Below are 14,192 nucleotides of genomic sequence, written 5' to 3'. Positions count from 1 at the left end.
CTTGATTCTACTGCTGTGCAGCTCCTTTGTTTTTGCGCAGAATGCTACTATTTCAGGTATTGTATTAGGTGACGACAACGAACCACTACCCAATGTTAATATAACCGTAAGTGGTTTAGGAACTACCACTAATTCTGACGGATTTTATATTCTAGAAATCACTTCAGATGAAGAAAACACAATCGTTTTTTCACACATTGCTTACAAAGATGTGGTATTAGAAAATTTGATTCTGACTACGAACGAAACATTTGAGTTCAACCCCATCTTAAAAAGTGATATTACGCAGATAGATGGCGTAACCGTATCTGCAACCGGCGAAAGAAACGTAAGTAGCATATTAACAATTTCACCAGAAAAAATAAGAAAAATACCAGGCGCTAATTCAGGTGTTGAAACAATATTAAAATTACTACCAGGTGTATCTTCTAATAACGAATTAAGCACACAATATGCAGTTCGTGGTGGTAACTACGATGAAAACCTAGTATACGTAAATGAAATTGAGGTGTATAGACCTTTCTTAATACGCTCTGCTCAACAAGAGGGACTAAGTTTTGTAAATAGCGATTTAGTACAAAATGTAAAATTTTCCGCTGGCGGATTTCAAGCCAAATATGGTGATAAATTGGCATCGGTTTTAGATATTACATATAAGACCCCTACTCTATTTTCACTTCGGGCAGATGTAAGTTTCTTGGGCGCCAGCGCAAGTTTAGAAACCGTTTCTAAAAATCAGAAATTAAGCTCGGTTTCTGGCGTTCGGTATCGCAACAATTCTTTATTGGTGAATAGTCAACAGACGCAAAGTAACTTCAATCCGGCATTTACAGATATTCAAAGTTATTTAACCTATCATGCATCCCCTAAATTTCAGCTAAACTTTTTAGGCAACATTGCGGTCAATAATTATAAAAACGAACCTTTAAACCGACAGACAAATTTTGGCACCATAGATAATCCGCAGGCATTAGTAGTGTATTACGAAGGTGAAGAAACGAATAAATACACCACTGCTTTAGGTGCTTTAAAAGGAAGCTATATTTTAAATGAGCAGACTACCCTAAAACTTATTTCATCTATATATCACACAACAGAAGAAGAATATTCAGATGTTGTTGCAGCATACGAACTTGGCGAAATAGATAGTAATTTGGGCAGCAATTCTGCCGGTGAAGTATTGACATCGCGCGGTATCGGTTCTCAGTTTAACCGTACTCGAAACGATTTAGATGCGCTCATATTTAATTTAGAACATAAAGGATTTAGTACTTTGGATAATTCTGTATTAGAATGGGGAGCAAAATATACTCATGAAGATATACGAGATCAGTTGCGAGAATCTGAATTTATCGACTCTGCCGGGTTTTCAATTAGACCACCGAGGGCAGAATTTATAAACAATCAACCTTCTGAACCATTTACAGCTCCTTTAGAGGCATACGATGGAATAAACGCTCTTAATTTTGTGAAAACAAATCGATTTTCGGGCTTTATACAAATAGGAACTCATAAAACATGGAACAATGCCGATATATATTATAACATAGGCGTACGTTCTCATCATTGGACGGTTAGTGGAACCGGAGTTGAAAAAGTATCGCAAACCGTAATTAGTCCACGTGCACAGTTTGCCATTAAACCAGAATGGGAGAAAGATATGCTCTTTAGGCTATCTACAGGTGTATACCATCAACCACCATTTTATAGAGAATTAAGAGACAGTACTGGTACAATTCAACCAAATGTTAAGGCTCAGAAATCTTTTCATATTGTTGCGGGTAATGAATATAGTTTTCAATTGTGGGATAGACCTTTTACATTGATCAGTGAGGCTTATTACAAAAAATTAGAAAACGTAAACCCCTATACACTCGAAGATGTTCGCATACGCTATGCGGCGAACAATAATACCGAAGCTTATGTCTATGGTGCAGAGGTTAGATTAAATGGTGCCTTTGTACCAGGTACAGAATCATGGGTTAGCTTGGGGTATTTAAAAACCGAGGAAAATAGAAACAATAGAGGATACATACCACGCCCAACAGATCAACGGGTAAAATTCGCGATACTTTTTCAAGATTATATTCCTACAATTCCTGATTTAAAAATGTATTTGAATTTGGTTTATCAAACGGGTGTGCCGGGTGGTTCGCCCAGTTATGCAGATCTGTACATTTTTCAGAATAGATTAAGAGATTATAAACGTGCAGATTTAGGAATTTCCTATATTTTTGCAAACAAGGATAAACAATTTCCAAGAACACATTGGCTTCATAATTTTAAAGAATTGAGTTTAGGTTTTGAAATTTTCAATTTATTCAACAACCAAAATTCGATTACCAATACTTGGGTTAGGGATGCGGACAGCAAAAATGAGTATGCAGTGCCAAATTACCTTACATCGAGAGTATTGAATTTAAGATTAGGAATTCGCCTTTAAACACTAAAAATGAAAAGAATACTTTTCTTACTAGCACTGATTTCTACACTAACCGTAGCGGCTCAGAAAAACATTTACGAAAGTCCGAATTTTGATGTCTTAAGTACTGATCACAATGTTTTAGCCATTATACCATTTCTTACTAATTTGGATCTTAACAGTAAAATATCTAAAACTGAACAAAAGAAGCTTGAAGAAAATGAAGGGTATGCCGTGCAAAATGCCTTAGAAACCTATTTTTCTAAACGTAGCAAAAAGAAAAAATTACCGGTAACCTTTCAAAACATTGAAAATACTACAGCCATATTGGCTAAAAACAACATTCGCTACGATAATATTGACGTATATACCACTAAAGAATTGAGTGAAATTTTAGGTGTTGATGGTATCATAAGCGGCACTTTAGATTTGAATATACTTTTATCTAATGGTGTACCAACAGAATTCAGCTTTACAGATTACTTCTCTGGTGGCGCAAATTATGGCAGAATAGGCATAAAAATCAGTGATGGCGACTCTGGTAAACTATTATGGAAATACGAAAAGGAAATCAATAAGAAAACCGGCAAAAACACCACTGACCTTATTGATCGTATGATGAAGTTGGCCATTAGAAAATTCCCTTATGAACGAGAACGTAAACGCGATCGAAACAAAAGCTAATTACGCTTCTATAATATCCTTTAGAATACCAATAGTATAATCAATATCTTCTTTGGTATTGTAAGTAGAAAATGAAAAGCGCACAGATGGCTTTTTCATATCTTCGGCAGACAGAATTTGTGTAAGTACATGAGAACCGGCATCACTACCAGACTGGCATGCACTACCTTTAGAACAAGCGATACCTTTCATATCTAAGTTGAACAATAGTAGCATTGCTTTAGCTTCGGTTATTGGTAAACACACATTGACCAAGGTATATGTACTTTTTTCCATATCACCAGAATGCCCATTAAATGTAGCATCAGGTATATCTTTATTTATTTTCTCGATGAAATAAGATTTCAGGCTTTCGACATACTTCTTCTCTTCCTCTAAATTATCGTAGGCGTGAATAAAAGCTTCTTCAAGCCCTACAATATTATGAAAAGACTCCGTACCAGCTCTAAGTCCGCGTTCTTGCGAACCCCCAGAGATCATACAACTTAATCCCGAATTTTTACGAATAAAAGCAAAGCCGATACCTTTTGGGCCATGAAATTTGTGAGCAGCAGCGGCTAAGAAATCAATAGGAAATGCTTTTACATCCCAATTATAATGTCCTAAAGATTGAACGGTATCAGAATGAACTAACGCACCATATTTCTTAGACAATAGGGTAATTTTTTCCAAGTCGATTTTATTGCCTATTTCATTGTTCACGTGCATTAAACTGACCAACTTCTTAGAATCATCTTTTTGCAATAGTGTTTCTAAATGTGCCACATCTGGGTTACCAAATACATCTAAATTTACATACAACACTTTTACAAAACCTTTTTGTTCCAACTCTTCTACCGTATGCAAAACAGCATGGTGCTCAATTCTCGTAGTAATAATAGTTTTTACACCTAAATCTCGAACAGCACATCTAATAATCATATTATCTGCTTCGGTACCACCAGAAGTAAATATAATTTCTGAAGGTTGTGCATTTATATACTTAGCAATAGTTTTACGAGCACTTTCAATGGCCGTCTTTGCAGTTCTACCGAAACTATGGGTAGAAGAAGGGTTGCCATAAGTACCTAAGGCATCTTGCATTTTTGCAATTACATTAGGGTGAACTTGTGTAGTAGCTGCGTTATCTAAATATACATTTTTCATAAAGGCGTACTCTTAAATACATAAAGGACAAAAATAGTTAATTAACCTATAATTGACCCTGATGCGACAGACACATTTACATTTTTTAAATTAAATTTGAATTATGAAAAAATACCTTTTAATTGGTTGTTCGATTTTGTTCTTTGGATGTAATGATGGTGACTTGCAAATAGAAACCGTAGATTTTGACAGTATAGAAACAGTTCAAAGTTGTAATGATGTTTCTGCATCGACCGAAAATGTTGTGTTTAAGATAAATGGCGATGAGGCATTGATTTTGACCATCGCTAACGGACTATTAAAAAACGAAGTAACCGCTTCTAGTTTAGAAAGTGCAGTACCTGGTAGTTCGCAAATTAGTTATCGAATATTCTCTGAGACTGTAACAAGTGCATATTTTTGCGATTCACCACCACCACTTACACCTACTGTTTTAGAAGAAATTGAAGCTGAAGGTGGTAGTATAATCGTAACTACCACGACCGAAGATAGTATTACATTTACTCACACTATTCAATTAAGCGGTATTACGTTTTTAAATGAAAACGGTAGTAGAATTACAGATTTGCAAGTAAATGAATTTGGTACGGTAACCACAACTGCAGAGTAATTTAAAAATTCTGCATAATATAAACTTCGGTTGCTCCTAGTCCATATTTTTGATAATCGGCATCGTAGAATTTGACATTGTCATATTTACCGAACAAATAGCCCAATTCTTCTTTTAGTACGCCCTCACCTACCCCGTGTATAAAGACAACTTTTTGAATTCTTTTACTGATTGCAAAATCTAACTGGCGTTTAGCGGTTTCTAATTGTAGGTTCAGCATTTCAAACTTACCGATAGACTTAGGGTTTTTCATTAATTGATTAATGTGCAAATCAACTTCCATTTTGGGGGCGGTACGTTCTTTTATTTTCTGAACGGTAGTTTTTCTTTTTTTAGGAATTTCTTTTTCCCTTTTAATTTGTGCAATCTCGTAATTCGATACCCTTATATCATCAGCAATTAAAACCAGTTCATGAGCAGCGAATATTAAAGGGAAGCCATCATCGCTCAACATGGTAATATTAGAACCATTAATAGATTCTACAACGCCTTTTATGACATCATCAATTGTTTCTACCGTATCGCCAATATTAAAATGAGACATGTTTTTGTTTTGAATACACAAAAATAATGGTAATTTTCGGACTATTAATTTATTTAGAGATGCGCCTTAAGGCATTAATCATTTTTTTAGGATTAGAAAGTTTCATGCTACCTTGTTTTACCAAGCAGTTATTAGGCGTTGATTGCCCTGGCTGCGGCTTACAGCGTTCACTGTTATTTTTCATCAAAGGTGAATTTGCTTCGGCTTTTTTAATGTATCCTGCCATTTATCCTATGTTGGCTTTATTTGCTTTTTTAGGATTCAATAAGTTTTATCCTGTTAAACATTCAAATACTATTACTATTACTCTTATGGTTAGCACCGTAGGTTTTATATTGACCAATTATATTTTAAAATTCATCTAATTAACTAAACCTTTAAATTATGGAACAACAAAAATTACCCAATGTAACGTTAGCATTAGTGCTTGCTATTTTAGGATTTGTATGCTGCTGCTTTGGTGGATTACCTGGTATCATCTTTGGTGGAATCGCTTATTTTTTAGCTACGAAAGACGAAAAATTATACAAAGAAAATCCTGAAAATTATAATAACTATAGTACTTTAAAAACTACCAAGACAGTTTCAATTATAGTTTTAGTTATTGGTATTCTTTATTTAGCATATTCAATATACGGTATAATGAGTATCGGTGGATGGGAAGCATATATGGAGCAAGTTCAAATAATGACAGAACAATATTCTCAATAAAGGAATGAACAATTCAGAGTACCAACAAATACCAGGTTCTAGTAATGCATTAACTTTTGGCATTTTATCTATTGTATTAACCCTTTTCTGTTGTGGTCCTTTCGGTGCCATATTCAGTTTTATCGGTTTAAGCAATGCTAAAACCGCAAAGAGGCACTACGAGGCTAACCCTGGTAATTATAGAGGGTACGAAAATATTAGTACAGGAAGAATTCTTTCTTATGTAGGTCTGGCTTTAGCCCTTATCTACCTAATGTTTGTCATTTTATACTTCGGATTGATAATCGCCTTCTTCGCTTCAGCCGATTTTCAATAAGAGAATAACACTCAAAAAAAATCCCCGATTTTCATCGGGGATTTTTTATTCCTATTTTTTAAATTCTTTCAGTGTTTTTATAATAATTGAAACACAGTCTAAAAGTTGCTCTTTCGTCATAACCAATGGTGGTGCAAAACGAATAATATTACCGTGGGTAGGTTTAGCTAATAATCCGTTTTCCTTTAAGGCCATACAAATATCCCAAGCTGTAGAACTTTCTTCGCTGTCATTAATTAAAATTGCGTTTAATAGACCTTTACCACGAACACTGTTCACTAAGTCTGTTGTCGGTATAAACTTGTTTAGTTCTGATCTAAAAAGTTCACCTAAAACAAATGCATTTTCTGCAAGTTTTTCATCTTTTACAACCTCTAAAGCAGCCATACCAACAGCTGCAGCAATTGGGTTACCTCCAAAAGTACTACCATGGTTTCCTGGTCGAATAACATTCATAATGGCATCATTTGCCAATACTGCCGAAACCGGGTAGGCACCACCAGAAAGCGCTTTACCTAAAATTAATATATCTGGCTTTATTTCTGGTGTACCACTACAATGCTTATCTGAACAAGAACAGTTACCACAGGTTGCCAATAAACGACCTGTTCTTGCAATACCTGTTTGTACTTCATCAGCAATGAACAATACATTATATTTTTCACACAATGCCTTTGCTCCGCTTAAATAACCTTCAGAAGGCACATAAACTCCCGCTTCACCTTGAATAGGCTCCACTAAAAAGCCGGCAACATTAGAATTTGATTTTAAAACTTCTTCAAGAGCCGATAAGTTATCATACTCTATTTTAACAAATCCGTCAGTATAAGGTCCGAAGTTCTTACGAGCTACTGGATCATTAGAAAAAGAGATAATCGTCGTTGTACGACCATGAAAATTATTCTCGCAAACAACTATTTCAGCCTTGTTCTCTGCAATACCTTTTTTCTCGTAAGCCCATTTTCTACAAATCTTCAAAGCAGTCTCCACCGCCTCGGCACCTGTATTCATAGGCAACAATTTGTCGAAATGAAAAGTCTCGGTAGCATACTTCTCATATTTACCCAACATATCATTATAAAATGCCCTAGAGGTCAAAGACAAGGTCTTAGCCTGTTCTGTCATTGCATTTACAATTTTTGGGTGGCAATGACCTTGATTTACGGCAGAGTAAGCAGAAAGAAAATCATAATACTTTTTCCCTTCCACATCCCAAACATGAACGCCTTCGCCTTTGCTTAATACAACAGGTAGTGGGTGATAATTGTGTGCTCCGTGTTTTTCTTCTAATGCGATTGCATCTTTAGAAGTGATGTTTTCTAAAATTGACATGATAAAAATTACTTTAAATAAAACTTTAGCAATTCCTTCTATACCTTTTTCCTTTCAAATCCCGAAAAGTTATCGGGGCGAAAATTCAGCGTGGGAGAGAAATCATCCTTGTAGAATCTCAAAAATACGAAATATTGACTGCAAATATAATAATTACGGCGAATGGTTCCAATATCTTGTTAATACTATCAACAACTGCTTCTCATTTCAAAGAAACCATTTATTTTTGCGTCATGCGAAAAAAGACAAATCGACTAGTTTTTGAAAATGTAATGGTATCCGATGCAGCTGCAAAAGGAAAAACTATAGGTAAAGCCCCAGATGGTAGGGTAATTTTCTTAAATAATACAGTACCTGGTGATGTAGTTGATGTGCAAACCACAAAAAAGCGAAAAGCATATTTTGAAGGTACAGCTATAAACTTTCATACATTATCAGACAAACGTGTTGATCCTGTTTGTCAACATTTTGGAGTTTGTGGTGGTTGCAAATGGCAAGATATGGGCTATGAACACCAACTTTTTTATAAGCAAAAAGAAGTAGAGAATAACTTAAAGAGAATTGGTCATTTAGATTTGCCAGAAATGACACCTATTCTTGGCTCGGCACAACAATACTTCTACAGAAACAAAATGGAATTTTCATTTTCTGATAGCCGTTGGTTAACTCTTGACGAAATACAATCTGACCATCAAATTGATGATAAAAATGCATTAGGTTTTCATATACCAGGCATGTGGGATAAAATATTGGATATTAAAAAATGCCACCTTCAAAAAGACCCATCAAATGCCATTCGATTAGAAACTAAAAGATTTGCGGTAGAAAACGGATTAACTTTTTTCAATCCGCGCAATCAATATGGTATGTTGCGAACCCTAATTCTTCGTACAACATCTATTGGTGAAATAATGGTAATGGTTCAGTTTTTTGAAGATGATAAAGAGAAAAGAGAATTGCTTCTAAATCATCTTGCTAAAAAGTTTCCAGAGATTACCTCATTATTATATGTTATCAATCCGAAACAAAACGATACTATTTATGATCAAGAAATCATCTGTTTTTCTGGACGGGATCATATTTTCGAAGAAATGGAAGGACTGAAATTCAAAATTAATGCAAAATCTTTTTATCAAACAAATTCAGAACAAGCTTACGAGTTATATAAAATAACCAGAGATTTTGCTGATTTAAAAGGTGATGAATTGGTTTATGATCTGTACACAGGTACAGGAACTATTGCTCAATTTGTCTCTAAGAAGGCTAAGAAAGTAGTAGGTATAGAATCGGTGCCAGAAGCTATATTAGATGCAAAGGCAAATGCTGTTCGTAATGAAATTGAGAACGTAGATTTCTTTGTTGGTGATATGAAAAATGTTTTCAACGAACAATTTATAGCTCAGAATGGAGTGCCAGATGTAATTATTACAGACCCACCACGCGATGGTATGCACAAAGATGTAGTTCAACAAATATTGAACATTGCTCCTAAAAAAGTGGTCTATGTAAGCTGTAACAGCGCTACGCAGGCTAGAGATTTAGAAATGATGAAAGAAATGTATACTGTAACTAGGGTTCAACCTGTAGACATGTTTCCACAGACCCATCACGTAGAAAATGTTGTACTTTTAGAAAAGAAAGTTTAAAATGAGAAGATTTCAAATCGGATTATTAATTTTTCTAGGGATAATTCTATCGTCATCATGCGAGAAAGATGATATCTGCGTAGAAGGTGACACTCCCCTATTGGTCATAGAATTTTACGATATATCAGATACCACAACTTTAAAGCAAGTTCCAACTTTGAGAGTTGTAGGCGTTGGGCAAACTGTTACCGTAAATACAGTAACAGACCGCAGCAATTTAAGTACCATATCCATCCCATTAAAAACAGATGAGAACACAACTAGTTTTATACTCATAAATAGTTCTGCTGCAGCCGAAGATGGTACAGAAACAGGCAATATTGATACCATAACTTTTTCGTATTCAAGAATTGAAGACTTTCTCTCTCGTGGCTGTGGTTTTGTAGTCAATTATGATGAATTAGTAGCCGAGGTAACAGCAGACACCAATAATTGGATTCAAGATATCGAAATAACACAATCGTTAGTCACCAACTCAGATTCTACACATGTCAAGATATTTCATTAATCTTTTACTCCTATTAATTACATATTCGGCATTTAGCCAGAGCAAACCTATTGATCTAAACCCAAAAGATACTGTCGGTTATAAACAATCGTATGGCTTAGGCCTAGGTATTGATTTAAGTAGGATTATAAAAGGTGCTTTAGATGATAATTACAAAGGCTTTGAAATAGTTGCAGATTATAGACTAACTCAGAATTTATATTTAGCTGCAGAGATAGGTACTGAAGAGAAAACACGACAAGAAGATTTATATAATTTTACCACCTCTGGTAATTATATAAAATTAGGTGTAAACAAAAATAATTATGCGAATTGGTACGGTGAGCGAAACCTAATTTATATGGGCGGTCGATTGGCATTTAGCACTTTCGATAACACACTTAACAATTATCAATATTTTGATACAAATAGATATTGGAGTCCTGACGAATTTTCAAACGGCTCTGATGTTCCTGAGAAATTTTCTGGTTTAAATGCTACTTGGTTAGAGGGTGTTTTTGGCACGAAAGTAGAATTATTGTCTAACGTGTATGTGGGCGCAAGTATACGCTTAGGTCTAATTATATCTTCCAATAATAATGATTTTGAAAGATTTCCTAATCTTTGGATACCAGGTTTTAATAAGGTAACCTGGGATAGTAATTTCGGGATCGGATATAACTACAGTATTTCTTATTTCTTACCGCTATATAAAAAGAAGAATAAGATCAAGAAAAAGATTGAATTATCTAGTGAACCCCAAGGTCCACCAAAACCAAAAGAGCGTCTATAAAGTTTTAAAACCCTTTATAAAAATCCATTTCATCACAATTTTATCGACACCTTCAATTTTGGCAACAGCAAATTTAGGAGCTAAAAAAGAAGCTGTAATAGCGGCAATAGCTGATAAATAAAGAGAGTTCATAGTTACAGAGATGTATAAAATGTAACGAAATAAAACAAACAGTACCGCGAAACTCAAAAAATTATAGATTAGAACTTTGTGCTTTAGCTTCATTCTTCCGTATTTTTTTGAAATTTTGCCTTCTTACTTCCTTCGTACATCTCGTACTTCACCAATCGAGACTCTAAGTGGCTGTTAAAGACTTTAATTTTACGAGATGGTCTTAGACCTACAAACTTTAAAGCTGGCAAATTACTTGTTATAAACCATGCATTCGTACCTGGGTATCCTTGCTTTAAGGTATCACCTATCGCACTATAAAAGTTCTCCATTTCAATATCTAATCGCTCACCGTATGGAGGGTTAAAACACATATGCAGTGTGCCTTGTGATTCTTTTTCGGTTTTGAAAAAATCTTTTCTTTCTACCGTAATATAGTCGGTTAGATTAGCATTTTCAATATTATCTTGAGCCTTTCTTACCGCAGAGGGTGCTTTATCGTAACCAATAATTTTAAAATGAAACTCTCTGGTTTTCTTTAAGCAAGAATCAATAATTTTCTCAAATAAATCAGCATCAAAGTCTGACCATTTTTCAAAAGCAAATCCTTTTCTATTAATATTGGCCGGTATATTACAAGCTATCATAGCGGCTTCAGTCAGCATAGTACCACTACCACACATAGGATCAAGAAAATCTGACTGACCATCCCAGCCACTTAATAGAAGCAAGCCAGAAGCTAATACTTCATTTATAGGTGCGATATTCGTTGCCGTACGATAACCTCTTTTATGTAATGAGTAACCAGAACTGTCTAATGATACGTTACAATCATTATTATGAATATGAATATTTATTCGAAGATCGGGATCTTTTACATCTACATCTGGTCTAATACCATCTGTATCTCTAAATTTATCAACTATGGCATCTTTGGTTTTTTGAGAGATATATAATGAATGTGTAAACTGCTCAGAGTTTACGGTAGCATCTATAGCAAAAGTTTCGTTGACAGAAAGATGCTCGGTCCAATCCATCGCATAAATTTTCTTATACAAGTCATTCTCATCTCTAACACGAAACGAATGGATAGGTTTTATAATTTTAATAGCTGTTCTTAAACACAGATTAGCTTTGTACATAAAACCAGTATCTCCTTCAAAAGATACATTTCGAGTTCCTTCTACCACATTACTGGCACCTAGATTTCTAAGTTCTTTTGAAAGCAGCTCTTCAAAACCAAATAAGGTCTTTGCGACCATTTTAAAATTATTACCCATATTCATTTTTTCTCGTACCGCAAAAATACGCTAATTTTGACGCCTGTTTAATTTATGACCTATTTCCTTTTTTAAAAGGTTTATCAGCATCACATGATTTATATTTTACCTATTCTGGGAGTGCTTATTAGTTTTCTGTTTGTGGTTATTACTAAACCACAAAAAAATGAATCTTTTAAACTATTATTGGCTTTTAGTGGAGCATTTCTATTGGCGCTTACCATTTTTGAAATGTTACCCGAAGTATATTCTAGTTTAGAACCCAAATCTATTGGTGTTTTTATCATGCTAGGAATTCTATTCCAAATTTTCTTGGAATTTTTCTCTAAAGGAGCTGAACATGGCCATGTGCATATATCAAAAGATAGCCAAACTTTCCCCTGGCTACTCTTTATAAGCCTATGTATTCATTCACTGTTAGAAGGTCTTCCAATAGGTACGAATGACACTATCATTTATGGTATTCTAATACATAAGATTCCTATTGCAATTATTCTAAGCATATTTCTTTTAGGTTCAAATATAAAACCGCTATATGCTGGACTTTTTATGGTATTATTTTCTATCATGACACCTTTGGGCACTTATTTAGCACATACTATTGAATTAGTGTCAACTTATGGTATATACCTAAATGCATTAGTAATAGGAGTATTTCTGCATATTTCGACAGTTATATTATTTGAAAGTTCTGAAGGTCATAAATTTAATTTAAGAAAATTATTGGTTATCATACTTGGTATAACTATCGCATATTTTTTATAAATGTTCAGCAAAGAAGAATCTAGAAAATTACGGGAAGAATTTTGGATCGCTTTTGGAAAATCGTTTCCGAATAAGTGGACATTATATAAGACTAAGGTGAAAGGATTATCATTTAAATTTCATTTTGATTTAAAAATGGCAATGGTTTCCATTGATGTTGATTCAGATTTTGAACAGCGTATAAAGGTATGGGACCAACTAGCTGCACTTAAATCTATATTAGAAGATGAATATCTTCCTGAAGCTGTTTATGAGGATTTCTTTATATTAGATAACCAAAAAGATATTTCACGGGTGTATGTTGAACTAAAGGGCGTTTCAATTCACAATAAAAACACCTGGAGAGAAACCATGGAGTTTTTTAATAAATCGATGTTACAAATTGAAGCTTTTTACGAAGAATATAAAGATATTATAGATACGTAGTTCAAAAAACACCAAAATATACCTTAAATAACATCTAGGTATATAAAAAACCAATGACTAATGGCACCGCATAGAACAAATATGTGCCAAATAAAGTGATTGTATGGAATTCTTCTTACCGCATAGAAAATAATACCAATCGTATAAAATGCTCCGCCAAGCATCAATAATTGAATTCCCAATTCAGAAGTATTATCCACTAAATTCTGAAAGTCAAAAACAATTAGCCATCCCATTGTCAAGTATAGCAGTAATGACACAATTTCAAACTTACCTGTAAAAAATATTTTCAAAATAGTACCAACAGCAGCTATACCCCATACTGCAAAGAAAATAAGCCATCCATTTCCGTTTACAAGAGTTATTAAAGCCACAGGGGTGTAAGTACCAGCAATAAGATAATAGATATTTATATGATCTAAAATTCTCATTCTAAGTTTCCAAATTGTATTGTCCACTGCATGATATATCGTAGACATTAATAACATACTTATCAATGACAAACTGTATATCACTATTCCCCAAGTTGCATAATCAGATTTATGATTATTGGCATTAATGAGTAATATCATACCTGCAATTGCCAATAATGCTCCAATACCATGGGAAATTGTATTGAACTTTTCTTCTTTTTCTAATGCATTAAAATAGGACATATGAATTAATACGTTATATATGCAACGCTTGTTTTAACCTTTTATTAAATTGTTTATGCATTCTTCTCTTTTGTATAAAACCGGTAGTAAGAAATAAAAGCACCGATTAAACTATCCTTTTACATTCAAACTCGTTCGGTAAATACATTCCTTGACATCCGGGTATAAAAAAAGCCCTTTACATTACTGTAAAGGGCTTTCGAAAAAGGCGGCTACCTACTCTCCCACTTGATATAGCAGTACCATCGGCGCAAACGGTCTTA

Annotated in this window: 17 protein-coding genes; 11 read left to right on the top strand and 6 right to left on the bottom strand. The window is 34.3% G+C overall.

Going from position 1 to position 14,192, the window contains the following annotated elements; translation table 11 throughout:
- Position 1 precedes the first annotated feature (1 nt).
- Positions 2-2,443, top strand: coding sequence for a TonB-dependent receptor (locus ACEN2N_RS12720; protein WP_441824678.1), 2,442 nt, complete (start codon positions 2-4; stop codon positions 2,441-2,443).
- 9 nt (positions 2,444-2,452) lie between these two features.
- Positions 2,453-3,106, top strand: a complete 654-nt coding sequence (locus ACEN2N_RS12715; protein ID WP_441824677.1) for a hypothetical protein — start codon at positions 2,453-2,455, stop codon at positions 3,104-3,106.
- Here the strand turns inward: ACEN2N_RS12715 and ACEN2N_RS12710 are convergent, their stop codons facing one another.
- Positions 3,107-4,252 carry a cysteine desulfurase family protein gene (locus ACEN2N_RS12710; RefSeq protein ID WP_441824676.1) on the bottom strand — a complete coding sequence of 382 codons (1,146 nt, stop codon included), beginning with the start codon at positions 4,250-4,252 and terminating at the stop codon, positions 3,107-3,109.
- A gap of 103 nt (positions 4,253-4,355) precedes the next feature.
- Between ACEN2N_RS12710 and ACEN2N_RS12705 the strand changes: the two genes are divergently transcribed.
- Positions 4,356-4,862: a hypothetical protein gene (locus ACEN2N_RS12705; protein WP_441824675.1), complete on the top strand. Its 507-nt coding sequence runs from the start codon at positions 4,356-4,358 to the stop codon at positions 4,860-4,862.
- 1 nt (position 4,863) lies between these two features.
- Here ACEN2N_RS12705 and ACEN2N_RS12700 read toward each other — a convergent pair whose 3' ends face one another.
- Positions 4,864-5,406, bottom strand: a complete 543-nt coding sequence (locus ACEN2N_RS12700; RefSeq protein WP_441824674.1) for a Smr/MutS family protein — start codon at positions 5,404-5,406, stop codon at positions 4,864-4,866.
- A gap of 26 nt (positions 5,407-5,432) precedes the next feature.
- On the opposite strand from ACEN2N_RS12700, the gene ACEN2N_RS12695 reads away from it, so the two are divergent.
- From ACEN2N_RS12695 to ACEN2N_RS12685, 3 genes are read left to right on the top strand one after another with little or no spacing between them, the layout of a single operon-like run.
- Complete coding sequence (locus ACEN2N_RS12695) at positions 5,433-5,771, top strand: DUF2752 domain-containing protein (RefSeq protein WP_441824673.1); 339 nt, start codon at positions 5,433-5,435, stop codon at positions 5,769-5,771.
- Between the two features lie 19 nt (positions 5,772-5,790).
- A complete protein-coding gene (locus tag ACEN2N_RS12690) occupies positions 5,791-6,117 on the top strand; it encodes a CCC motif membrane protein (protein WP_441824672.1) in 327 nt (108 codons plus the stop codon).
- Between the two features lie 4 nt (positions 6,118-6,121).
- Complete coding sequence (locus ACEN2N_RS12685) at positions 6,122-6,433, top strand: CCC motif membrane protein (RefSeq protein ID WP_441824671.1); 312 nt, start codon at positions 6,122-6,124, stop codon at positions 6,431-6,433.
- A gap of 51 nt (positions 6,434-6,484) precedes the next feature.
- Here ACEN2N_RS12685 and rocD read toward each other — a convergent pair whose 3' ends face one another.
- Positions 6,485-7,765 (bottom strand): ornithine--oxo-acid transaminase, encoded by a 1,281-nt coding sequence (gene rocD, locus ACEN2N_RS12680; protein WP_441824670.1) that lies wholly within the window; start codon positions 7,763-7,765, stop codon positions 6,485-6,487.
- A gap of 233 nt (positions 7,766-7,998) precedes the next feature.
- On the opposite strand from rocD, the gene rlmD reads away from it, so the two are divergent.
- From rlmD to ACEN2N_RS12665, 3 genes are read left to right on the top strand one after another with little or no spacing between them, the layout of a single operon-like run.
- Positions 7,999-9,411: a 23S rRNA (uracil(1939)-C(5))-methyltransferase RlmD gene (gene rlmD / locus ACEN2N_RS12675; RefSeq protein WP_441824669.1), complete on the top strand. Its 1,413-nt coding sequence runs from the start codon at positions 7,999-8,001 to the stop codon at positions 9,409-9,411.
- Position 9,412: 1 nt separating this feature from the next.
- Positions 9,413-9,919 carry a DUF6452 family protein gene (locus ACEN2N_RS12670; RefSeq protein WP_441824668.1) on the top strand — a complete coding sequence of 169 codons (507 nt, stop codon included), beginning with the start codon at positions 9,413-9,415 and terminating at the stop codon, positions 9,917-9,919.
- Positions 9,900-10,691, top strand: coding sequence for a DUF6048 family protein (locus ACEN2N_RS12665; RefSeq protein ID WP_441824667.1), 792 nt, complete (start codon positions 9,900-9,902; stop codon positions 10,689-10,691). The genes ACEN2N_RS12670 and ACEN2N_RS12665 overlap by 20 nt, the downstream gene beginning before the upstream one ends.
- Here the strand turns inward: ACEN2N_RS12665 and ACEN2N_RS12660 are convergent.
- Together ACEN2N_RS12660 and ACEN2N_RS12655 are read right to left on the bottom strand one after the other, a co-directional pair.
- Positions 10,686-10,823 (bottom strand): hypothetical protein, encoded by a 138-nt coding sequence (locus tag ACEN2N_RS12660; protein ID WP_423998601.1) that lies wholly within the window; start codon positions 10,821-10,823, stop codon positions 10,686-10,688. The genes ACEN2N_RS12665 and ACEN2N_RS12660 overlap by 6 nt on opposite strands.
- 89 nt (positions 10,824-10,912) lie before the next feature.
- Positions 10,913-12,082, bottom strand: a complete 1,170-nt coding sequence (locus tag ACEN2N_RS12655; protein WP_423998599.1) for a THUMP domain-containing class I SAM-dependent RNA methyltransferase — start codon at positions 12,080-12,082, stop codon at positions 10,913-10,915.
- Between the two features lie 93 nt (positions 12,083-12,175).
- Here ACEN2N_RS12655 and ACEN2N_RS12650 point away from each other — a divergent pair, with 93 nt between their 5' ends.
- Positions 12,176-12,847 (top strand): ZIP family metal transporter, encoded by a 672-nt coding sequence (locus ACEN2N_RS12650; protein ID WP_441824666.1) that lies wholly within the window; start codon positions 12,176-12,178, stop codon positions 12,845-12,847.
- Complete coding sequence (locus ACEN2N_RS12645) at positions 12,848-13,273, top strand: DUF4268 domain-containing protein (RefSeq protein WP_441824665.1); 426 nt, start codon at positions 12,848-12,850, stop codon at positions 13,271-13,273.
- A 23-nt stretch (positions 13,274-13,296) separates the two neighbouring features.
- Here ACEN2N_RS12645 and trhA read toward each other — a convergent pair whose 3' ends face one another.
- Positions 13,297-13,929, bottom strand: a complete 633-nt coding sequence (gene trhA, locus ACEN2N_RS12640) for a PAQR family membrane homeostasis protein TrhA (RefSeq protein ID WP_441824664.1) — start codon at positions 13,927-13,929, stop codon at positions 13,297-13,299.
- Positions 13,930-14,192 lie beyond the last annotated feature (263 nt).

It is taken from the genome of Maribacter spongiicola (assembly GCF_052119685.1).
Classification (GTDB): domain Bacteria; phylum Bacteroidota; class Bacteroidia; order Flavobacteriales; family Flavobacteriaceae; genus Maribacter; species Maribacter spongiicola_A.
Note: the sequence above shows the minus strand (reverse complement) of the source record. Positions and strands in the feature narration are given on the sequence as shown.

Coding starts and splice junctions, on each gene's coding strand:
- ACEN2N_RS12695 (WP_441824673.1), top strand. CDS start 5,433: ATGGTAATTTTCGGACTATTAATTTATTTAGAGATGCGCCTTAAGGCA.
- ACEN2N_RS12655 (WP_423998599.1), bottom strand. CDS start 12,082: ATGGGTAATAATTTTAAAATGGTCGCAAAGACCTTATTTGGTTTTGAA.
- ACEN2N_RS12670 (WP_441824668.1), top strand. CDS start 9,413: ATGAGAAGATTTCAAATCGGATTATTAATTTTTCTAGGGATAATTCTA.
- ACEN2N_RS12715 (WP_441824677.1), top strand. CDS start 2,453: ATGAAAAGAATACTTTTCTTACTAGCACTGATTTCTACACTAACCGTA.
- ACEN2N_RS12650 (WP_441824666.1), top strand. CDS start 12,176: ATGATTTATATTTTACCTATTCTGGGAGTGCTTATTAGTTTTCTGTTT.
- ACEN2N_RS12690 (WP_441824672.1), top strand. CDS start 5,791: ATGGAACAACAAAAATTACCCAATGTAACGTTAGCATTAGTGCTTGCT.
- ACEN2N_RS12685 (WP_441824671.1), top strand. CDS start 6,122: ATGAACAATTCAGAGTACCAACAAATACCAGGTTCTAGTAATGCATTA.
- ACEN2N_RS12665 (WP_441824667.1), top strand. CDS start 9,900: ATGTCAAGATATTTCATTAATCTTTTACTCCTATTAATTACATATTCG.
- ACEN2N_RS12660 (WP_423998601.1), bottom strand. CDS start 10,823: ATGAACTCTCTTTATTTATCAGCTATTGCCGCTATTACAGCTTCTTTT.
- ACEN2N_RS12645 (WP_441824665.1), top strand. CDS start 12,848: ATGTTCAGCAAAGAAGAATCTAGAAAATTACGGGAAGAATTTTGGATC.
- rlmD (WP_441824669.1), top strand. CDS start 7,999: ATGCGAAAAAAGACAAATCGACTAGTTTTTGAAAATGTAATGGTATCC.
- rocD (WP_441824670.1), bottom strand. CDS start 7,765: ATGTCAATTTTAGAAAACATCACTTCTAAAGATGCAATCGCATTAGAA.
- ACEN2N_RS12710 (WP_441824676.1), bottom strand. CDS start 4,252: ATGAAAAATGTATATTTAGATAACGCAGCTACTACACAAGTTCACCCT.
- trhA (WP_441824664.1), bottom strand. CDS start 13,929: ATGTCCTATTTTAATGCATTAGAAAAAGAAGAAAAGTTCAATACAATT.
- ACEN2N_RS12705 (WP_441824675.1), top strand. CDS start 4,356: ATGAAAAAATACCTTTTAATTGGTTGTTCGATTTTGTTCTTTGGATGT.
- ACEN2N_RS12700 (WP_441824674.1), bottom strand. CDS start 5,406: ATGTCTCATTTTAATATTGGCGATACGGTAGAAACAATTGATGATGTC.